Source organism: Mesorhizobium sp. WSM4850 (assembly GCF_055811735.1).
The window spans coordinates 1-21,644 of record NZ_JBVVPV010000018.1 but is presented as its reverse complement, the minus strand read 5'-3'; the positions used below and the strand labels follow the sequence as shown (position 1 = coordinate 21,644).

17 protein-coding genes are annotated in these 21,644 nt (G+C 63.3%); 13 read left to right on the top strand and 4 right to left on the bottom strand.

The window, feature by feature from the left end; all coding sequences use genetic code 11:
- Positions 1–131: 131 nt before the first annotated feature.
- The 3 genes from choV to AC0L2Z_RS18250 form a co-directional block, all read right to left on the bottom strand.
- A complete protein-coding gene (choV, locus tag AC0L2Z_RS18260; RefSeq protein ID WP_023799955.1) occupies positions 132–1,313 on the bottom strand; it encodes a choline ABC transporter ATP-binding protein in 1,182 nt (393 codons plus the stop codon).
- Positions 1,310–2,164: a choline ABC transporter permease subunit gene (choW, locus tag AC0L2Z_RS18255; RefSeq protein ID WP_023799956.1), complete on the bottom strand. Its 855-nt coding sequence runs from the start codon at positions 2,162–2,164 to the stop codon at positions 1,310–1,312. The genes choV and choW overlap by 4 nt, the downstream gene beginning before the upstream one ends.
- 160 nt (positions 2,165–2,324) lie before the next feature.
- The gene (locus tag AC0L2Z_RS18250; protein ID WP_023799957.1) at positions 2,325–3,272 is read right to left on the bottom strand and encodes a choline ABC transporter substrate-binding protein; all 948 of its coding nucleotides are present in this window, start codon (positions 3,270–3,272) and stop codon (positions 2,325–2,327) included.
- Positions 3,273–3,508: 236 nt separating this feature from the next.
- Between AC0L2Z_RS18250 and AC0L2Z_RS18245 the strand changes: the two genes are divergently transcribed.
- The 8 genes from AC0L2Z_RS18245 (at position 3,509) to AC0L2Z_RS18210 (ending at position 13,785) form a co-directional block, all read left to right on the top strand.
- Positions 3,509–4,120: a thymidine kinase gene (locus AC0L2Z_RS18245; protein ID WP_287375412.1), complete on the top strand. Its 612-nt coding sequence runs from the start codon at positions 3,509–3,511 to the stop codon at positions 4,118–4,120.
- 223 nt (positions 4,121–4,343) lie between these two features.
- Complete coding sequence (locus tag AC0L2Z_RS18240) at positions 4,344–5,432, top strand: hypothetical protein (RefSeq protein ID WP_473628952.1); 1,089 nt, start codon at positions 4,344–4,346, stop codon at positions 5,430–5,432.
- 29 nt (positions 5,433–5,461) lie between these two features.
- Positions 5,462–6,607, top strand: coding sequence for a hypothetical protein (locus AC0L2Z_RS18235; protein ID WP_027151017.1), 1,146 nt, complete (start codon positions 5,462–5,464; stop codon positions 6,605–6,607).
- A 24-nt stretch (positions 6,608–6,631) separates the two neighbouring features.
- On the top strand, positions 6,632–8,542 hold the full coding sequence (locus tag AC0L2Z_RS18230; RefSeq protein ID WP_473628951.1) for an AAA family ATPase: 1,911 nt from the start codon (positions 6,632–6,634) through the stop codon (positions 8,540–8,542).
- A 220-nt stretch (positions 8,543–8,762) separates the two neighbouring features.
- A complete protein-coding gene (locus AC0L2Z_RS18225) occupies positions 8,763–10,067 on the top strand; it encodes a DUF6638 family protein (protein ID WP_473628950.1) in 1,305 nt (434 codons plus the stop codon).
- A gap of 33 nt (positions 10,068–10,100) precedes the next feature.
- Complete coding sequence (locus AC0L2Z_RS18220) at positions 10,101–11,243, top strand: DUF2333 family protein (RefSeq protein ID WP_473628949.1); 1,143 nt, start codon at positions 10,101–10,103, stop codon at positions 11,241–11,243.
- A gap of 159 nt (positions 11,244–11,402) precedes the next feature.
- Positions 11,403–11,798 carry an ester cyclase gene (locus tag AC0L2Z_RS18215; RefSeq protein ID WP_473628948.1) on the top strand — a complete coding sequence of 132 codons (396 nt, stop codon included), beginning with the start codon at positions 11,403–11,405 and terminating at the stop codon, positions 11,796–11,798.
- A gap of 307 nt (positions 11,799–12,105) precedes the next feature.
- The gene (locus AC0L2Z_RS18210) at positions 12,106–13,785 is read left to right on the top strand and encodes a formate--tetrahydrofolate ligase (protein WP_473628947.1); all 1,680 of its coding nucleotides are present in this window, start codon (positions 12,106–12,108) and stop codon (positions 13,783–13,785) included.
- Between the two features lie 73 nt (positions 13,786–13,858).
- Here AC0L2Z_RS18210 and AC0L2Z_RS18205 read toward each other — a convergent pair whose 3' ends face one another.
- On the bottom strand, positions 13,859–14,506 hold the full coding sequence (locus AC0L2Z_RS18205; RefSeq protein ID WP_473628946.1) for a cysteine hydrolase family protein: 648 nt from the start codon (positions 14,504–14,506) through the stop codon (positions 13,859–13,861).
- 124 nt (positions 14,507–14,630) lie between these two features.
- Between AC0L2Z_RS18205 and AC0L2Z_RS18200 the strand changes: the two genes are divergently transcribed.
- The 5 genes from AC0L2Z_RS18200 to AC0L2Z_RS18180 all read left to right on the top strand — a co-directional run bounded on the left by AC0L2Z_RS18200 (position 14,631) and on the right by AC0L2Z_RS18180 (position 21,530).
- The gene (locus tag AC0L2Z_RS18200; RefSeq protein ID WP_473532608.1) at positions 14,631–15,617 is read left to right on the top strand and encodes a helix-turn-helix domain-containing protein; all 987 of its coding nucleotides are present in this window, start codon (positions 14,631–14,633) and stop codon (positions 15,615–15,617) included.
- 361 nt (positions 15,618–15,978) lie between these two features.
- A complete protein-coding gene (locus AC0L2Z_RS18195; protein ID WP_023797878.1) occupies positions 15,979–16,440 on the top strand; it encodes a membrane protein in 462 nt (153 codons plus the stop codon).
- Positions 16,437–17,813: an FAD-containing oxidoreductase gene (locus AC0L2Z_RS18190; RefSeq protein WP_473628945.1), complete on the top strand. Its 1,377-nt coding sequence runs from the start codon at positions 16,437–16,439 to the stop codon at positions 17,811–17,813. The genes AC0L2Z_RS18195 and AC0L2Z_RS18190 overlap by 4 nt, the downstream gene beginning before the upstream one ends.
- Before the next feature lie 130 nt (positions 17,814–17,943).
- Positions 17,944–19,035: a succinylglutamate desuccinylase/aspartoacylase family protein gene (locus AC0L2Z_RS18185; RefSeq protein WP_473628944.1), complete on the top strand. Its 1,092-nt coding sequence runs from the start codon at positions 17,944–17,946 to the stop codon at positions 19,033–19,035.
- A 305-nt stretch (positions 19,036–19,340) separates the two neighbouring features.
- Entirely contained in the window at positions 19,341–21,530 is a 2,190-nt protein-coding gene (locus AC0L2Z_RS18180) for an anthranilate synthase (RefSeq protein ID WP_473628943.1), read from the top strand.
- Positions 21,531–21,644 lie beyond the last annotated feature (114 nt).

Here is a 21,644-nt window from a genome sequence, read left to right as displayed (position 1 = left end):
ATTTTGAACCGCCCGCAAACCGCCTTCCTGGCGGGGCGCCGCCGTTCACAAGTCCATGCCTTATGTGGGACCGCCGCTAAGCCGCGCAGAGACCGCGAAGAAACGATACGGGCCGTTTCGTTTAGAAATAGCTACCGCCGCAACACCGCCGACAACACATCCCTGATGCCGATGGCGCCGACGAAGCGCGACTGGTCGTCGAACAGCGCCACCGGTGCGGTCTGCGAGCGGTGCATGGCCAGCATCACCGTCTTCAGCGAGGTGCCGGGATTGGCCCAGAATACCTGCGTCGTCTCCTCCGGCTGCGCCTCGACATCGGCGCACGACACCCAGAACGCCGGCTTGCCATCGCGCTCGGCCGCCGCCACCAGCCCGTGCTCATCGATCTTGAAACGCGTCGTCTTGCGGCGGTCGAGCCACACCCAGCCGTCCTCGCCGTGGTCGAGATCACGGCGGTCGCGCATCACGTTCCAGGCAGTCAGCACCGAGAGCGGATTCACATTGGCGATGAAGTCGCGGACATAGTCGTTGGCGGGGCGCAGCACGATGTCTTCCGGCGCGCCGGTCTGCACGATGCGCCCGCCTTCCATGATGGTGATGTGGCTGCCGATCTTCAGCGCCTCCTCGAGATCGTGGCTGACGAAGACGATGGTCTTCTTCAGCTCGGCCTGAAGCTGCAGCAATTCGTCCTGCAGCTTGGTCCGGATCAGCGGGTCGAGCGCCGAGAACGGCTCGTCCATCAGCAGGATCGGCGCTTCGGTGGCAAACGCGCGCGCCAGCCCGACGCGCTGCTGCATGCCGCCGGAAAGCTCGTGGGCGTATTTCGACGCCCACTGGTCGAGGCCGACGAGCTTCAACTGGCGGTCGACGCGCGCCTTGCGCTCGGCTTCGGGCACGCCGGAAAGCTCGAGCCCAAAGCCGACATTTTCCGCGACGGTGCGCCAGGGCAGAAGGCCGAACTGCTGAAACACCATGGCGACCCGCGTCTGTCGGATGTGGCGCAGCGTGGCGGCGTCGCAGGTTGCGACATCGACCATGCGGTCGCCGTCCTTGACCATGACGTTGCCGCGCGCCGGCACGTTGAGCAGGTTGACGGCGCGCAGCAGCGTCGATTTGCCGGAGCCGGAGAGGCCCATCAGGACGGAAATCTCGCCCTCGTTGACGGTCAAATTGGCACCGGCGCAGCCGAGCACGGCGCCGGTCTTCTCCAAAATTTCCTGACGCGTTGCGCCCCTGTCGACGAGCGCCAGCGCTTCCTTGCGCGCCGCGCCGAAGACGATGTCGACATTCTTGAAATCGACCGCAGCGCTCATTTGGCGGCTCCCGTGCCGATGCGGCTGATGCGGTCGAGGATGATGGCGAGCACGACGATGGCGAGGCCGGCTTCGAGGCCGAGCGGGATGTTGACCGAGTTCAGCGCGCGCACCACCGGCTTGCCCAGGCCGTTGGCGCCGATGAGCGCAGCGATCACCACCATGGAGAGGCAGAGCATGATGCACTGCGTCAGGCCCGCCATGATGGTCGGCAGCGCCGCCGGCAGCTCGACTTTCCACAGCAGCTGGCGTTTCGTCGCGCCGAAGGCTTCGCCGGCCTCGATCATCGGTTTCGGCACCGAGGTGATGCCGAGATGCGTCAGGCGGATCGGCGCGGGAGCGGCGAAGATGACGGTGACGATGAGGCCGGGTGCGATGCCGAGGCCGAAGAGAATGAGCACCGGGATCAGGTAGACGAAGGTCGGCATGGTCTGCATCAGGTCGAGGACCGGCTGGAGATAGCGGTAGCCGCGCTCGTTATGCGCCGCCCAGATGCCGATCGGCACGCCGATGGCCATCGAGGCCGCAGCGGCGCCCACGACCAACACCAGCGTCTCGACGGTTTCCTGCCAGAGATCCTGGTTGACGATGAAGAGCAGGCCGAGCGCGACGGCAAGCGCCAGCTTCCATGATTTCTGCAGGTACCAGGCAAGCCCGGCTATGGCGGCGACCAGGAGGACCGGGGGGACGAGCAGCAAAAGATCGACGAGCCCGTCGAGAACGACGGTGAGCCCGTCGGCGATACTGTCGAAAAACCACTCGAAATTGGTGGTCAGAAAGTCGAAGAAGGTCTTGCCCCACCGCCCGATCGGGATCTTGAAGCTCGAAATCAGTTGCGAAACCGGATCCATGGCAAATGTCCCCTCATTCTTCTTCACCTCTCCCCTGACGGGGTGGGCCGAACCGCGCAGCCGAGCCGGGTGGGATGGTCACGGTTATGCTCCGTTCCGAACCATCCCAACCGCGGCGCGTGCCGCGCCGAACCTCCCACACGGGGGAGGTGTAAGTTTGCTACGAACCCAGTGCGGTTTTCACCGCGGCCGCGGCGTCGCCGCCGTCGAAGGTCGTCACGCCGGCGAGCCATGGCGTCATCGCGTCCGGATTGGCCTTGAGCCATTCGGTGGCCGCGGCTTTCGGGTCGGCGCCGTCATTGAGGATCGCACCCATGATCTCGTTTTCCATCTTGAGCGAGAACACCATGTTCTTGAGCAGCGCGCCGACGTTCGGGCATTCGGTGGTGTAGCCGGCCCGGACATTGGTGGCGACGGTCGCGCCGCCGAAATTCGGGCCGAACACCTCGTCGCCACCCGACAGATAGGCCATCTTGATGTTGGCGTTCATCGGATGCGGCTCCCAGCCGAGGAAGACCACGTCTTCGCCCGATGCGGCCGCCTTCTGCACCGCCGACAGCATGCCGGCTTCGGAGCTTTCGACAAGCTCGAAATCCTTCAGGCCGAACTTGTCGGCGGCGATCATGTCGAGGATCAGGCGGTTGCCGTCATTGCCGGCTTCGATGCCGTAAATCTTGCCGTCGAGCTTGTCCTTGAATTTGGCGATATCGGCGAAATCCTTCAGACCGGCATCATAGGTGTGCTGTGGAACGGCGAGCGTATATTTCGCGCCTTCCAGGTTGGTCACGACCGTCTCGACCGACTTGTCTTCGAGATAGGGTTTTATGTCGGCTTCCATGGTCGGCATCCAATTGCCAAGGAAGACGTCGACGTCCTTGTTCTTCAGCGAGGTGTAGGTGACCGGAACCGACAGCACCTGCACGTCGGGCTCGTAGCCGAGCGCTTCGAGGATGACGCTGGCGGTAGCGGTGGTGGCGGTGATGTCGGTCCAGCCGACATCGGCAAAACGCACCGGCTTGCAGCTTTCCGGCTCGGCGGCGAGTGCACCGCTCGCCGAAAGAAATGCCGCCAGACCGAAGCCGGCGGCGAGTAGTTTCATACGCGACATCTGTATTCTCCCATTGTGATCTGTCGGCGAAGCGAAATTGCGGATTTGTCTCCGCCTTGTTTCGTCAGCCAAACACCATTCTGGTGCGGTTTCAAGCGATAAGACAATCGCGATCAACGGCGCGGGCTGGCCGACCAGCGACAGATTCGCCGCTTTTCCGGTGGCCAGGCGCTTTTCCGGTGGAACGTCGGGACGCCCCCTCCCCGCGTTGGGACAACTCGGCTTAAAAGGGCGGCATGGCCAAGCTGTACTTCCACTATGCGACGATGAATGCCGGCAAGACGACGATGCTGCTGCAGGCCTCCTACAATTACCGCGAGCGCGGCATGATGACGATGCTGTTCGTCGCCGGCCACTACCGCAAGGGCGACACCGGGCTGATCTCGTCGCGCATCGGCCTGGAGACGGAGGCTGAGATGTTCCGCGACGGCGACGACCTGTTCGCCAGGGTCGCCGAGCATCACGACCACACGACCGTGCATTGCGTCTTCGTCGACGAGGCGCAGTTCCTCGAAGAGGAGCAGGCGTGGCAGCTTGCCCGCATCGCCGACCGGCTGGACATCCCGGTGATGTGCTACGGCCTGCGCACGGATTTCCAGGGCAAGCTGTTTTCCGGCTCGCGCGCGCTCCTGGCGATAGCAGACGATCTGCGCGAGGTGCGCACCATCTGCCGCTGCGGCCGCAAGGCGACGATGGTCGTGCGCCTCGGCGCGGACGGCAAGGTGGCGAGACAGGGCGAACAGGTGGCGATCGGCAAGGATGTTTATGTCTCGCTCTGCCGCCGCCATTGGGAAGAGGAAATGGGCCGCGCCGCGCCCGACGATTTCATCGGCTTCACCAAGGCCTGAGCAGCGCCGTCGGCGACGCTGCCGATCTCCCCCCTTGCGGGCCCTTGCGGGGGGAGATCGGGTGCGGCTTCGGCTTTTCGCCAATCACCAGCGGTGGAAGGCAGGCCGATGGGGTCGGGTTTTGTTTGAGGTATCGCGGCATCTTCCGCCTTTCCTTCCCCCCTTGCCATACATATATTCGCGGCGTTCGCGACACGAACAATTGCCGAAGCGGGAGGCTCCTATGGCGACATTGCAGAATTTCGATGCCGAAATTGCCAAGACCAATCAGGTCGTGCAGGACATGCGCACCAAGATCGAGCAGTCCGGCGCCGTGCTCGACACGCTCGCCAGGACCGACAAGAAGATCGGCGACGCCAATTTCGACCTCGAGAACGCCCGCATCGAGGATGTGCTGAAGCAGCAGAAGGTGATGGAAGGCAACATCGCCGACCTGATCATCGGGCTGGAGGACGCCACAAACGTCTTCGGCGCCGAATTCGAGAGCATGAAGAACTACACCGGCTGGGAAAGCTTCGTCGGCATATTTTCCGACCAGAGCAAACAGCGCATGCGCACCGACCGCGTCCGCAACATGTCGCTCGCCGGCAATCTGCAGGAGCTTTTGGCGAAATCCGACACCATCGTCGGCATCCTCAAGGCGCAGAAGCAGATCCTCGACCAGCGTTACAAGACCTCCGAGGCCAGCCTGTCGCAGGTGATCGAGCGTCGCAAGGCGACGATGTCGAATCTCGAGACCGTGCAAAAGCGCATCGAGGAGCTCAATCCGATGCTGCTCGACATCGAGAACAAGATCGCCGCCTCGACCAGCCAGAAGGAGCGCACCGAGCTTGAGGGCGAGCGTTCGAAACTGGCAACCGAGTACAACGAGAAGCAGGCCAAGGAGCAGGAACTGCTGGCCGAAAGCCAGACGCTGGAGCGCTACACCTCGATGTTCCAGACCTTCGTCGATTCGCTCAACAACCAGATCGCGGCGCAGTCGACGCTGATCAACAAGCTGACCATCGATACCGAGCAGCGCATCGTGCTCTACAAGGCCCTGGAAGATTCGCTGAAGACCGCCGCCCAGCAGGACGTCGCTCACAAGATCAACACGCTGGGCAGCCAGGTTGACATCACCGCCGAGGAAACCATGGCCGGCATCGGCGCGGCCTCGCAGAAGCACATTGGCGATCTCCTCGAAATGCACGAGAAGAACATGGTGGCGACCGCCGACATCCAGCGCCGCAAGAAGCTGGCCGACGATGCCTTTGCCCGCCGCTTCGACGACGTGCTGAAAAAGCACAATGCGGCAAACTACGTGCAGTCGTAATTGCTGCATATCTCCCAAGGGCTGGCTGCATGACCCCCGAAAACGAAGCGGCAACGCGGTATTTCTCGGCGATCACCGCGGCACTCAGCGGCCTCGAAGTGTTCATGCGCGACGATCGCTCGCCGCTCTACCGGCACGGCATCGTCGCCAAGATCGTCGCCGAATACATAGCGCGGCTCGACAACTCGTTTTCCTGCTGGCGCAACCGGCTGGGCTTCATGGAGACATTCCGCATCTCGCGCGCCGAAAGCGGCTTTCCGGTCTTCCAGAACGTGCTCGAACTTGAAAACGACCGCCGCCAGGCCGATACGCGTCTCGCCAACATACCGCTGGCCGACGAGTTGCGCGAGGAAATGGCCGACTTCATCCTGCGCCACAAGGAATTCCCCGAGGCGCTGCAGAAGTCGATGGCCGAGCGGCTCTATCTGGAAGGCGTCAGGAGCGAGACGACCTTCGGGCCGTTCACCTTGGCGCAGACGGCAAAAGTCTCGGTCAATCCGAAGACCAGGCGGCCTTACTACCTCGCCCATTGGGCAGCCTTCGACGGCAGCGCCAACCTGCCGCTGGTCTACATGGTGACGGTCGAGGATTCCTCCGAAGAGATGATCGGGCAGCTTGTCGACCGCAATGGCAAGCTCAACGAAAAGGTCGACATTCCGCTTCCGGTTGAAGGACTGCTCAATCCCGAGCTTGCCCACCGCTTCGACGACTTCACCGAGAAGAACTCCGCCTATACGCTGTCGCCGGCTACGATCGCGGTCAACCTCGACAAGGATTTCGAGCAACTCCACCCCAAGCAGCTGCGCCGCGTCGTGCTCGGGCCTTTCTATTCGGCCGGGATCACCGACAACAATTCGACGGTGACCGACATTCTGGACAAGGTGCGCAAGCCGGAAAACGCCTGGCTGCTGACCTGGACCATCCAGGAGGTTTATTCGAAATCCGAAAAGCCAGGTCGCAAGGGGTTGTTTTCGAGCGAGAAGGCGACGCAGGAATTCTTCATCGACACCGACGATCTGGAGGCGGCGCGACAAGGCGTGTCGAGCTACGAGAAGCACGCGCTGATCCCGCATGAGGCCTATCAGGCGCTCTACGCCGCCGGCGAGGCGCAGAAGATCTTTTCCGGCTACAAGGTCCACATCCTGTCCAAAGGACAGGTCATCAGTGACGTCTGACAGTCAAACCGCGGAGCATCCTTCATGGACACCGGCCTGACCACGATTTCGGAAGCGGCAATCGAAAAGCACCGCGCCACCGCGCAGAGCTTCATCACCCGCATCGTCGTGCTGGAGGACCCGTCGCGGGAATCCCGTACCGCACTGGCCGGCACCAACCGCCGCTTCGTCTCGACCGTCTCGGTCGGCTCGGTGCGCCGCACGCGCGAGGTCGAGCTTTCCAAGACCGTCGCCGCCGTCCATCCCGACGACCAGCTGCTGAGCATTGCACAGCACATGCTGCTTTATCGCACCCGGCGCGGGCTGGCGATCGCGCTGGCCATCGCCGATGTCTTCGCCGAAGGCTCAGATCTCGAGAGCCTGAAGGCGAAAAACGCCCGCGCGCCGCTCGAAGGCGACGAGGCCGCCGCCTTCAAGAAGCTGCTGTCGGCCTCGGCCTATATTTCGGCCTTCAGCCTCGCCTCCTATCTGTTCCAGCTGATCGACAGCGACGGCGAGGCGCCGAACGACACGCCCGAGCCGGACTTTTTGTTCGACACGCCGCAGGACGCGGTGAAATCGATCGTAGCCGGCCTCGACAGGGCGATAGCAGGCGCGAAGGACGACGCCGATCTGATGACCCGGGCGCGCGCATTCGCCCGTGTCGTCATCGACGGGCTTTTGGCGCGAAAGGGCCGCTTCGACGGCATTGGTCCGTTTGAGAATGCGCATATCCGCATCGACGTCGACGACTTCACCCTCGACGGCTTCGACGTCGCGCCGGGCAAGCGGTCGAAGCCGCTGGTGATGACCTTCAAGAAGCCGGAAGAGGTCGTCGGCAACCACATCGCCAAATACCAGTCGGTCAAGCTCGCCAAGATGCTGATGGCATACGATTTCGAGCGCGAGCTGAACCCGTTTGTCGAGCTCGGCGGCTTCCTGTTCACCTTCATCGGCGACGGCGCGCCCGGCACCGGCAAGACGACGCTGATCCAGATGATCGCCGGTCTCGTCAACGGCTACTGCCAGGTCGCCGGCTATCCTTTCGCCTACGAGAATTTCGGCGTCGACCAGATCTCCTCCTACCAGGGCAAGTCGGGCCAGAACTGCCGCCAGTTCATCAACAATGTGCTGAACTCGCGCGTCATCGGCTTCGGCACCATCGACGATATCGACCAGGTGGCGGCCCGCCGCTCCGACGATCGCGCCTCGGCCGGCCAGCAGGAAATCACCGGCGTCCTGATGGACGCATTCGGGGGTGCGGCCACGGTGGTGCGCGGCAACTGCTCCTTCGGCATGTTCTCCAACTATCCCGAAAACGTCGACGACGCGCTGCGCCAACGCGCCGGCGCCCGCTGGCTGGTCGATGGGCCCCAAACGCGCGACGACTATATCGACATCTTCGTGCTGCTCGCCGGCAAGAACCACAAGATCCCGCTCGGCGACCACAAGCTCTATGCCGCCCAAGAAATCCAGCGCGCGGTGATGGAGGCCTATGAAGAGCACGAGAAGCCCAGGGAAGACGGGCTGATGAAGGTCTATGAGCGCTACATGAAGGAGAACGGCGCGCCGAAGTCGATGGCCGACATCGGCACCTATCTGCACATGATCAAGGAGGCCGAGCCGCGCTTCACCGGCCGCGCCATCAAGAATGTCACCGATGCGATCAAGATGCGCGCCATGGACATCGAGTTGCCGGACGAATGGTTCGAGAAGCCTGAAGTCTTCATGCACAAGAGCTACGACGACAAGAAGGCGATGATCGAGGAACTGCGCGGCCCGTTCTCGATGGACATGGTCATGCAGGAGGTCAACCGCTACGCCGACTCGGAGTTCCGCTATTCCGACAAGTCAGACGACGCCGCAGTGACCAAGATGATACGCGACACCCGCCTGCGCGACCGCGCGGTCCGCGAGATCGAGGAGCTGAAGAAGAAGGGCCTGTGGAATGCGTGAGACGCGCCGACGCTCCCTTCTCCCCTTGTGGGAGAAGGTGTCGCCGAAGGCGACGGATGAGGGGTGCTCCAGCTTGGCGCCGATGGCGCTCCGTCCAGCACCCCTCATCCGTCTCGGCGCTGCGCGCCGATCCACCTTCTCCCACAAGGGGAGAAGGGATGCCCGCGCCCCTCATCCGCCCTTCGGGCACCTTCTCCCCGTGAACGGGGAGAAGAGATAGATGAGCCCCGCCAGGAAGTCCGACCTTTTGCACGAGAACGAGCTGATCTATGGCCGGCTGCTGACCATCGACGAGCCGCATCTGATCCAGCGCTACAACAAGGCTTTGGTCGCCTTCGGCCTGAAGCCGACGAAGCTGAAGAGCTTCGAGATCGACCGCACCGGCTTCTCGCCGCAGGTGGCCGAGGAATGCGGCGACTACAGCTATCTCGATCCCAACGAGATCAACCGCCGCTTCATCATCCTGACGCCGTCGCAGGTCGACCTGCCGGTGGTCCACACCGCCTTTTCCAACACCTCGCAGCTGATGTTCGAGTTCATGTCGACGAACCAGCGCGCCATCGACGCGCTGACCATCAAGGATGTCATCTATGGCGAGATCGAGGATTCGGTCCCCAAGGTCGACGACATCGAGGACCTGCTGTCGATCAACCAGGTCGAGTTCAAGGTTCTGTCGGCGGAGGACGTGCTCGGCAAAGCCGCCGAACTCGGCAAGCTCGTCGACCGGTTGAAGCAGGAACCGGACGCCTGGCGCGACAGTGCCATGCTCACCCGCATGGTCGAGCTGGCCAAGATCTGCGGCGACATCCGCGAGAACGCGCTGGTGCCGGATCAGGTGATCTTTCGCCACAGCGCCTATTGGACCAGCCATTTCGGCGGGCTCTATGTGTTCATCGACCCCGACATGACGACGGTGATCAGCGACCCGGCAGCACCCGGCTTCCGCCGCTCGCGGCCGTGGCAGGTGAGCTACCTCTCGATCAATGATGCCGACAGGGTGTTCAAGTTCCTCGCCGCGACCGGCCGCATCGAACTGCCGCGTGCCTCGTGGATCGAAACTTCAGGCTATCTCGAACACCGCGCCGAAATGGTGGTGCGCGCGCTGATCCGCGACGCCGAGCCCGACCGCAACCTGACCGACGTCGACAAGGTCTGGCTGCAGACCTGGATCCACAGCCATGCCGACCTGATCACCAGGGACGGCAATTTTCCTTTCCTCAACGCCGCCAAGCGCGAGATCGCTCACCTCGGCTATCTCAAGGTCGAGGACGTGTTCCCGCAGCAGCGTTTCCTGACGATCCGGGCCAAGCCCGGACATCCCGACGCCTGGCTGACCAACCAGTTGATCTCGGATTTCGTGCCGCAGGATTTCGTCTCGCGCTACGTCTTCAACAAACCGGGTTTTTACAGCGACTATGACGGCTTCAGCGACGCCTGGCGATCGCATGTTGTGGACGTTCTGAAAACCACATATCTGAAAGACAAGGTGGCGTTTCGCACACGCCTCTACGGCCTTACCGATTGAATGGCCGGCTGACTGACGAGGGGTGACATCGCCATGCTTGATCCGATCGTGAACTTCTTCACACGGATGTTCCAGTGGATCGGCCGCGGCATCGGCTTCGCCGTCGGCGTGATCCTGTGGCCGTTCCTGTGGGCCGGGCGCTGGTATTCGCAGCGCGGCTGGATCCTGAAGGCGGTGCTCGGCCTCGCTCTGCTCATGCTGATCGGCCTCTACGGCTATTTCATCTGGAACACGCAGGTCTGGAGCAATTTCAATCCCGCGTATGCGGAAGCATATAGGTTCACGCAGCCGGCCGGAACCACGCCGGCACAGCCCGCTCCTTCCGCCACCGGGGAAACCGCTGGCGTCGAGGGAGAGGTCAAGACCTGCACCCACTCGGCCATTGTCCAGGTTACGGCCGATCTCATCGATTTCAACGTCAACGAGAATGCCTGGATCTCGTCGATGATACTCTACAAGCTCGGGCTCTTCGGCATGGACTGGGACCGCACGCCGTTTCTCGACAACAAGGCCTCCTTCCAGCGCGGGGTCAATCAGGCCATCCGGCGCACCACGGTCGAGCTTGTCGACACGCTGGGCCGCGTCCGCGGCACCAGCCAGATCGACCAGAACCTGCAGGATGCGCGCGGCGCGATCACCTTCGACGAGGAAACCTGGTACTTCGGCCTCAGGCCCTTTGGTCCGAAAACCCCGACGCCGAGTTTCTATCGCACGGCGGCGAGCAGCCTTCGCGCCTTCAACGACCGGCTCATGAAATGCGAGGTTGTCTTCAACGCGCGCGCCGACAATCTGTTGCAGTTCGTCGACCGGATCGCGAGTGACATAGGCTCGACGTCGGACCTGATCCGCGACCGCTCGCAGAACTTCAACAGCGGCTGGTTCGACACGCGCGCTGACGACCGCTTCTGGTTCGCCTACGGCCAGCTCTACGGCTATTACGGCATCCTGACGGCGGCGCATCACGATTTTCAGCAGATCCTCGACAATCGCGGCCTCACGCCGCTGTGGAACAGCGTGGAAGGCCAGCTCAAGGCAGCGCTCGCCATCCAGCCTCTGATAATCTCCAACGGCCGCGAGGATGGCTGGATCATGCCCACCCACCTCACCACGATGGGTTTTTATGTGCTTAGGGTTCGATCGAACCTCGTCGAGGTCAGGTCCGTCCTGGATCGGTGAAGCAAGCGATTGGTGAAAGACGCCTTGGCTTGAATCACCGCTGGCCCTGGTCGAGATCGGCAACGTCCTGTCGCAGCAGTTCGGCTGCGCATCTCCGGGCGCGGAACCTGATCGTCTCGCCGTCGTTCAACCGTGGGCGGCAGCCAGCGAGGACACGCGATGGATATCCGGGAATTTGCTCGAAATTTCTATGCCACGATCGATGCGCAAGACTGGGATAGACTGGCCGATTTGGTCTCTCCGGATCTCACCGTTCATCTCGCCAGCGCCAATCCGATCGGCTTCGATGACTGGCGAAAATCGCTCACCGAATTCTTTGTTGGATTCCCCGACGGCCATCACGTCATCGACGACTATATCGGCGATGCCGACAAGGTGGTCACGCGCGGTCGCTTTCAGGGCACGCACACCGGCATCTTCCACGGCGTCGCACCGAGCGGAAATTGCGTCTCGGTTGGTGTGATTAACATTGATCGCGTCGAGAACGGCATCGTGGTCGAACATTTCGGCCAGCTTGACGGCTTGGGGCTGATGCACCAGATCGGCGCATTCTAGCGCCACCGCTCGAAGCGCCGACCGGCGTTCCAACCCTGTCGCATTCCGTGCATTCCGCGGCTGTTTTGAGACGGCAGGACGGCGCGTGCTCTGGCTTCTATACGGCGCGACAACCCGCGAAGATCCGGGTCAGGTCGACCAGGAGCCGTCTTTCTCTATAGGAAACATAGTTGCATGCAAGTTGACGCCACGGCAGCGACAGGGGTAGAACGTGCCCTCGCCTGCAGCGCCAGGCTGTTCCGAACAGGCTTGCGACCACACTGATCAAACCCGTCCCCTCCACCGTCCAATCCAGAGGAAAGCCGCCATGGCCGAAGTGAAGTCCGACATCGAGATCGCGCGCGCCGCCGACAAGAAGCAGATCCAGGCGATCGGCCAGAAGATCGGCATTCCAAGCGAGCATCTTTTGCCTTACGGCCACGACAAGGCGAAGATCTCGGCCGAGTTCATCAAGTCGGTGAAGGCAAACAAGGACGGCAAGCTGATCCTCGTCACCGCCATCAACCCGACGCCGGCCGGCGAAGGCAAGACGACGACGACGGTGGGCCTCGGCGACGGTCTCAACCGCATCGGCAAGAAGGCCATCGTCTGTATCCGCGAGGCCTCGCTCGGGCCGAATTTCGGCGTCAAGGGCGGCGCTGCCGGCGGCGGCTATGCGCAGGTCGTGCCGATGGAGGACATGAACCTCCACTTCACCGGCGATTTCCATGCCATCACCACGGCGCATAATTTGCTTTCGGCGCTGATCGACAACCACATCTACTGGGGCAACGCACTCGGTATCGACATCCGCCGCGTCGTCTGGCGCCGCGTCATGGACATGAACGACCGCGCACTGCGCGAGATCATTTGCTCGCTCGGCGGCGTCGCCAACGGTTTTCCGCGCGAGGGCGGCTTTGACATCACCGTCGCCTCGGAGGTCATGGCGATCCTGTGCCTCGCCACCGACCTGAAGGATTTGGAAAAGCGCCTCGGCGACATCATCGTCGCCTATCGCCGCGACAAGTCGGCCGTCTATGCCCGCGACCTCAAGGCCGACGGCGCCATGGCCGTGCTGCTCAAGGACGCCATGCAGCCCAACCTCGTGCAGACGCTGGAGAACAACCCGGCCTTCGTCCATGGCGGCCCCTTCGCCAACATCGCGCATGGCTGCAACTCGGTCGTCGCCACCACGACGGCGCTAAAACTTGCCGACTATGTCGTCACCGAAGCCGGTTTCGGCGCCGATCTCGGTGCCGAAAAGTTCTTCGACATCAAGTGCCGCAAGGCCGGCCTGAAGCCGGCGGCCACGGTCATCGTCGCCACCGTGCGCGCCATGAAAATGAATGGCGGCGTCAAGAAGGAAGACCTCGGCAAGGAGAACGTCGAGGCGGTCAAGAAGGGCTGCGCCAATCTCGGCCGTCACATCGAGAATGTCAGGCAGTTCGGCGTACCTGCCGTGGTCGCCATCAACCATTTCTATTCCGACACCGACGCTGAAATCAGGGCGATGAAGGACTACGTCGCCTCGATGGGCGAAGAGGCGATCCTGTGCAAGCACTGGGCCTACGGCTCGGCCGGCATCGAGGAACTCGCCAACAAGGTGGTGACGCTGGCCGAATCCGGCTCCTCGCAGTTTGCGCCGCTCTATCCCGACGCCATGCCGCTGTTCGAGAAGATCAATACCATCGTCCAGCGCATCTATCGCGGATCCGAAGCGATCGCCGACAAGTCGGTGCGCGACCAGCTCCACGCCTGGGAGCACGCCGGCTACGGCAACCTGCCGGTTTGCATGGCCAAGACGCAATATTCGTTTTCGACCGATCCGAACCTGCGCGGCGCGCCGACCGGCCACACCGTGCCGGTGCGCGAGGTCAGGCTGTCTGCCGGCGCCGGCTTCATCGTCGTCATCTGCGGCGAGGTCATGACCATGCCCGGCCTGCCCAAGGCGCCGTCCTCGGAAAAGATCTTCCTGAACGAGATGGGCCAGATCGAAGGCCTGTTCTGAGAATTTTGAAGGCCGGAATGATAGGGGCGCCGCAGCGATGCGGCGCCCTCTTTGCGTGTGCCGCGCCAACCTTCTAAGCGGCGCTCCGCGCCAGCGCGCGCTGGTTGGAGGCATAGGGCGTATCGCGCTCGGGCAGCACGCCGGTCTTCAGGCAGTCGATCCATTCGGCGGTCTTGAGAACGGCGGCGAAGCGCGACTGCAGGACAACCGTCACCACGCGATGAATGTCCTCGGCCGAGGCGTAGCCGGCGCTGTTGGCATAGGGTAGCGACCCCGTTGCATCCGACAGGAACTCGACCGCAAAGCCCATATGGACGGCGTGGATGACCGTCGACAGATCGCAATTATGCGTCATGTAGCCGATGACCGTAATCGTATCGATAGCGTTGGCGCGCAGCCATTCCTCGAGGTCGGTGCCGGTGAAGGCGCTTGGCAAGGTCTTTTCGATGTAGTGGTCGCGGTTTCGCCTCGCGATCTCGGGATGCAATTCGGCGCCATGGCTGCCCTTGGCGAAGACCGGTGAGGTTTCCGGCGCCAACTGCTTGACGACCACCACCTTGACGCCTGCCTTGGCGGCCGCGTCCATGGCGCGCGCCACATTGGCGACGGTGTCGCGGAAGGGCGGATGCTTGATGGCGAGATTGCCACCGTCATAGTCGTTCTGAACGTCGACGACGATGAGGGCACGGCGTGGCGCTTTGCCTTTGGCTGATTCCGGCATGGAGTTTTCCTTTCCCGTTGACATTGATGGGTCGAGGATAGACTCGGCATCAGGTCGCAAAAGTGTCCCGATTGACATTGTTCGAAAGAATTGGGACATTCCGGAAACTCTCATGGTGCTCATCATGGCCGATCCGATCGTTGCCGCCATCGCCTTCGATGGCATCAGCCCTTTCCACCTCTCCGTGCCCTGCCTTGTATTCGCAGAGGATCGCACGACGCTCGGCCTGCCGCGCTTCGAGTTCCGGGTCTGCGCGATTGAGGACGGGCCGATCCGCACCGATGCGGGGCTGACCATCAGCGCCCCGCACGGGCTTTCCGCGCTTGATGGCGCCGACATCGTCATCGTGCCCAGCTGGAAGAACCTCGAAGTCCCACCGCCGGCGGCACTGATCGAGGCGCTGCGTCGCGCGCACCGGGGCGGTGCGCTGATTGTCGGATTGTGCCTGGGAACGTTCGCTGTTGCGGCGACCGGACTGCTTTCGGGGCGGCGAGCCGCGACGCACTGGGCTTTTTCCGACCAGCTGCAGGCCCTCTATCCCGACATTCTCGTCGAGCCGGAGGTGCTCTACATCGACAATGGCGATGTCGTGACCTCGGCCGGTGTCGCCGCCGGGCTCGACTGCTGTCTCCACATCATACGGGCTCGCTATGGCGCGGAGGCGGCACTCCGGCTTGCCCGGCAGATCGTGCTTTCTCCTCATCGTCAGGGCGGGCAGGCGCAGTTCATAGAACGCCCCATCGCCAGGACCGGCAATGCCGACCGCTTCGCACAGGCTCTCGACACCGTGCGCAAGACGTTGCACGAGACGCACAGCCTCGACAGTGTCGCCGACATCGCCGGCCTCACCCGCCGGACATTCACCCGCCGCTTCCAGAAAACAATCGGCACCAGCTTCGGCGACTGGCTGACCGACCAGCGCGTCGCGCTGGCGCAGCGGCTGCTGGAAGCAACGGAGAAATCGATGGACACGGTTGCCTTCGAGGCCGGGTTCGGCAGCGCCACCTCGCTGCGCCAGCATTTTTCGGCGCGGCTCAGGACCACGCCCGCGCAGTACCGGCGCGAATTCTCGAAGAACGTTCAGGAGCGCGTGGCGCAGGCGCCGAGGTGAGGCAATCGCTTCAGGTCTGGCGCTGCCCCTCATTGCCCTGCCGGGCATTTCTCCCCGTATAGTGACGGGGAGAAAGACGCCGTCTCCGACGATTTCGCCAACTGTCAGCGTTGCAAAAGGGGTGCCGAGGTTGCGGCCAGCCCCTTCTCCCCGTCACCATATGGGGAGAAGATGCCGGCAGGCAGATGAGGGGCCGCGCCGACGCCGATTGCCATCCAACAGGCTGTCTTTTCTCTGCTCTCTATCCTGCGCTCGCTTCGGGCCACGGTGATCCGTCCTGCTACGCCTCTGGTCAAATGCCGAACCTATGCTAGCCTGCCCCGGCTGGGCTGTCCCAGGCCGTGTGATCGAGGGGCCAATCATGCTGTACATTCTTGCACTTCTCATCGGCGTCGTTGCCGGTCTTCGCGCCATGACCGCGCCCGCCGCCGTCGCCTGGGGCGCCTGGCTCGGCTGGCTGCCGGTCGCCGGAACCTGGGCCAGCTTCATGGGCCACTGGATCACCGTCGGCATCTTCACCATCCTGGCCATTGCCGAACTGGTCACCGACCAGTTGCCGTCCACGCCGAGCCGCAAGGTGCCGCAGCAGTTTGGCGCGCGCATCGCTGTCGGCGCCTTCACCGGCGCGGTGATCGGCGCGACCGGCGGCGCCACCGTCGGCGGCCTGATCGCCGGCGCCATCGGCGCGGTGATCGGCACGCTGGGCGGCGCCGAGCTGCGCAAACGCCTGGCGCTGGCTTTCGGCAAGGACCAGCCCGCCGCCTTCATCGAGGACGCGGTGGCGATCGTCGGCGGTCTGCTGATCGTGGCGGCGGTGGCATGACGGCAAAGTCATTCGACGCCATCATCATCGGCGCCGGCCAGGCCGGCCCGCCGCTCGCCGGCCGGCTGACGGCGGCCGGCATGAGCGTGGCGCTGATCGAGCGAAAGCTGGTCGGCGGCACCTGCGTCAACACCGGCTGCATGCCGACCAAGGCCATGGTCGCCAGCGCCTATGCCGCGCATCTCGCCCGCCGCGCCGCCGACTACGGCGTGACGCTCTCCGGTCCGGTCGGCGTCAACTACACGGCGATCAAGGCCCGCAAGGACAAGGTGTCGGACGACGCCCGCGGCAACCTCGAAAGCTGGATTGCCGGCATGGACAAATGCACGCTTTATCGCGGCCATGCCCGCTTCGAGACGGCCGATACCGTGCGCGTCGGCGACGGCCTGCTGAGCGCCGGGAAAATATTCATCAACACCGGCGGCCGTGCCTCGGTGCCTGATCTGCCGGGCGTCGACGACATTTCGTTCCTGACCAACTCGTCGATGATGGATCTCGACGTGCTGCCGCGCCACCTCGTCGTCGTCGGCGGCAGCTACGTCTCGCTCGAATTCGCGCAGATGTTTCGCCGTTTCGGTTCACAGGTCACGGTGATTGAAAAGAGCCCGCGGCTGATCGACCGCGAGGACGAGGATGTCTCGGCCGCCATCCTATCCATCCTCGAGAACGAAGACATCACGGTTCATCTCGGCGCCGGCGACATCGGCTTCGCCAGGCAGGGCAGCGACATCGCCGTGACTTTCACCGCCGGCAAGGCGCCGGCTGTCGGCTCGCATGTGCTGCTGGCAGTAGGCCGGACCCCCAACACCGACGATCTCGGCCTCGCCAACGCCGGCGTCGAGGTCGACAAACGCGGCTTCATTGTCGTCGACGACCAGCTTCGCACCGGCGTGCCCGGCATCTGGGCGATGGGCGACTGCAACGGCAAGGGCGCCTTCACCCACACCTCCTACAATGACTACGAGATCGTCGCCGCCAATCTGCTCGACAACGACCCGCGCAGGGTGAGCGACCGCATCGAGGCCTATGCGCTCTATACCGACCCGCCGCTCGGCCGCTGCGGCATGACCGAGGCAGCGGTAAGAAAGTCCGGCCGCCGCGCGCTGGTCGGCCAGCGCCCGATGACACGCGTCGGCCGTGCCGTCGAGAAAGGCGAGACGCAAGGTTTCATGAAGATCCTGGCCGATGCCAACACCAACGAAATCCTCGGCTGCTCGGTGCTCGGCCCCGGCGGCGACGAGGCGATACACTGCGTGCTCGATCTGATGTATGCCAAGGCGCCGATCAGCACGCTGGCGCGCGCCATGCACATCCACCCCAACGTCTCGGAATTTCTGCCCACCATCGCCCAGGAGTTGAAGCCGCTGGCATAGGCCGGGCAGGACCAGTATGTCCACCGCGCCCGGCCGGGTAGGCCCTTGCGCCCATAGCGTGAAAAGCTGGACCAATCGACAGCGTAGCGGCGAAAGGGCATGTGTTCGGCCTCTTTCCAGGAGTCGTATCATGCAGAAATCGATCGAGCGTATCACCGGCGACAGCGAGGGCGTTTCCTACGAATTCCCGGTCTTCCGCTTCGAGGGAACGGACATGGCGGCATCCTCGGTCTATCTGCAGGCCGCACTGCATGCCGGCGAACTGCCGGGCGTCGTCGCCATCGACGCGCTGATGCCGATGCTTGAAAAGGCCGAGGCCGAAGGCCGCATCAAGGGCAATATCACCATCGTGCCGCAAGCCAATCCGATCGGCCGCGCCCAGTATCATTTCGGCGAGCACCAGGGCCGTTTTCACCTGGGCACGCGCACCAACTTCAACCGCGGCTTTCCGCTGCTGGCCGCGCCTGACGTAAAATTGTTGCCCGACACCACGCTTGGCACTGCCGATCAGCGCCTGAAGAGCCGGCTGCTGCAGCTGTCGATCGGCCACGACATCGTGCTTGACCTGCACTGCGACGACGAGGGCCTTGCCTACCTCTATGTCCACACCAGCCTGTGGCCGGCCATGGCGGATTGTGCGGCGGCCATGGGCATCGATGCGGTGATCCTCTGGGATGAAGATACCGACGGCACCTTCGAAGGCGCCTCGATCACGCCGTATCTGAACCTCCCTGCCGAGGTGGCGCGGTTCGACCGGCGCGTCGCCACCACGGTCGAGTATCGCGGCATACTCGATGTCGACGGCGCTCTGGCCGGCGCCGATGCCGAAGGGCTGTATCGGCTGCTGGTGGGGCGCGGCGTGATCCTGGATCAGGCCTTGTCCACGTCCGGCAGCTTCACCGGTCCCAATTCTTTCACCAGGCCCAATTCTTTCACCGGTCTCGTCGCGCCGCTCGAAAACATCGACATGATGCCGGCGCCGCGGGCGGGCGCGGTCCTCTATAACGTGAAGCCCGGCGACCGTGTGGCAAAAGGCGCGCTGCTCGCCACCATCGTCCATGCGCCGGGTGAAGCCGGCGGCCGCACCCCGGTGTTCGCGCCGCAGGCGGGCATCATCCTGACACGGCGTTCCCGCCGCATCATCCGTGCCGGCGAAGATCTGCTAAAACTGGTCGGCGACAGGAAAAGCGCCGATGCACGGTCGGGAACGCTGGAGGATTGAGGGGCTCATGCCCTTCTCCACGCCCTCCCCCTTCCCCTTCTCCAGGCCCCTCATTGAATCCAGTTGCGCGGCCGTTCAATCGCCGCTATTGGAATCGCCATGAACATGCGCTCGATCAAGACCGTTTGGTGGTGGGCTCGCTGACAGCGGCCTGTTCGAACGCGTGCGCGTGAAAAATGGAAGGTGGCCGCAACGGAATGTCCGGGCGGCCATTTGTTTTTCAAAGCCATGCTCCGGGTTCGTTGCCCCCAAGACGCAGAAATATCCAAGACGCTGAAAAGCCCAAGACGCTGATGGAGACGGCAATGACGACGAAAATTCTGGAGAACGGGGCCGAACGCTTCGTCACGGCGGGTGGCGTGACGATTACCCGCGAGCGTCATGACCGGCCTTACCAAGGCGCGATCGACGCCTATGTCGACGGGCTGAATTCACGCCGTGGCGCCGTGTTTTCCTCGAATTACGAATATCCCGGCCGCTATACGCGTTGGGACACCGCCATCATCGACCCGCCGCTGGTGATCTCGGCGCGTGGCCGCGCCATGCGCATCGAGGCGCTGAACAGCCGTGGCGAGATGCTTCTGCCGGTGGTCGGCAAGGCGCTCGGCGGCCTTGACGAGGTGACGATCGCCGAGACGTCGAAGCGACTGATCCGCCTCGACGTGGCCAAGCCCGGCCGTGTCTTCACCGAGGAAGAACGCAGCCGCGTTCCCTCCGTCTTCACCGTGCTGCGCGCCATCACCGCTCTGTTCAAGACAGAGGAAGACGCCAATCTCGGCCTCTACGGCGCCTTCGGCTACGATCTCGCCTTCCAGTTCGATCCGGTCGACTACAAGCTCGAGCGCCAGCAAGGCCAGCGCGACCTCGTGCTGTTCCTGCCCGACGAGATTCTAGTCGTCGACCACTATTCGACCACGGCCTGGACCGACCGCTACGACTATTCCAGCGACGGGTTTTCGACGCAGGGATTGCCGCGCGACGAAATCGTCGAGCCGTTCAGGACCGCCGACCGCATCCCGCCGCGCGGCGACCATGAGCCCGGCGAATATGCCAATCTGGTGCGCAAGGCGATGCAGAGTTTCAAGCGCGGCGATCTGTTCGAGGTGGTGCCCGGCCAGATGTTCTACGAGCGCTGCGAGACGCCGCCCTCCGACATCTCCCGCAAGCTGAAGACCATCAACCCCTCGCCCTATTCCTTTTTCATCAATCTCGGCGAAGGCGAATATTTGGTCGGCGCCTCGCCCGAGATGTTCGTGCGCGTCAACGGCCGCCGTGTCGAGACCTGCCCGATCTCCGGCACGATCAAGCGCGGCGGTGACGCCATTTCCGACAGCGAGCAGATCCTGAAACTGCTCAATTCGAAGAAGGACGAATCCGAGCTGACCATGTGCTCGGACGTCGACCGCAACGACAAGTCGAGGGTCTGCGACCCGGGCTCGGTGCGCGTCATCGGCCGCCGCCAGATCGAGATGTATTCGCGGCTGATCCACACCGTCGACCATATCGAGGGGCGGCTGCGCGAAGGCATGGACGCCTTCGACGCGTTCTTGTCGCATGCCTGGGCGGTCACCGTCACCGGCGCGCCGAAATTATGGGCGATGCGCTTCATCGAGCAGAACGAGAAGAGCCCGCGCGCCTGGTATGGCGGGGCGATCGGCATGGTCAATTTCAACGGTGACATGAACACCGGCATGACGCTTCGCACCATCCGCATCAAGGACGGCATCGCCGAGGTGCGCGCCGGCGCCACGCTGCTCTTCGACAGCATTCCCGAGGAAGAAGAAGCCGAAACCGAACTGAAGGCATCCGCCATGATCTCCGCCATCCGCGACGCCAAGACCGGCAATGCCGCCGACACCGAACGCGCCACCGCGCGCGTCGGCGACGGCGTCAACATCCTGCTGGTCGACCACGAGGACTCCTTCGTCCACACGCTGGCCAATTATTTCCGCCAGACCGGCGCCAATGTCTCGACCGTGCGCACGCCTGTGCCGGACGAGGTCTTCGACCGGCTGAAACCCAATCTGGTCGTGCTGTCGCCCGGTCCCGGCACGCCGAAGGACTTTGACTGCGCCGCCACCATCAAGCGGGCCCGCGCCCGCGACCTGCCGATCTTCGGCGTCTGCCTCGGCCTGCAGGCGCTGGCCGAGGCCTATGGCGGAGAGCTGCGGCAGCTGCACGTGCCGATGCATGGCAAACCGTCGCGTATCCGCGTGTCGAAGCCGGGCATCATCTTTTCCGGCCTGCCCAAGGAGGTGACGGTCGGTCGCTATCACTCGATTTTCGCTGATCCGGTCCGCCTGCCCGACGGCTTCGTCGTCACCGCCGAGACCGAAGAAGGCGTCATCATGGCCTTCGAGCACAGCAAGGAGCCGATCGCCGCGGTGCAGTTCCACCCGGAATCGATCATGACGCTCGGCCACAATGCCGGCATGCGCATCATCGAGAACATCGTTGCGCATCTGCCGCGCAAGGCCAAGGAGAAGGCGGCTTAGGGCGAGGAGTTTTCGTGTTGAGGTTTGCGCCCTACGTCGCCCCCCTCTGTCCTGCCGGACATCTCCCCCACAAGGGGGGAGATGGGCTGTCATGGATGACGTCGTGCGAGATAT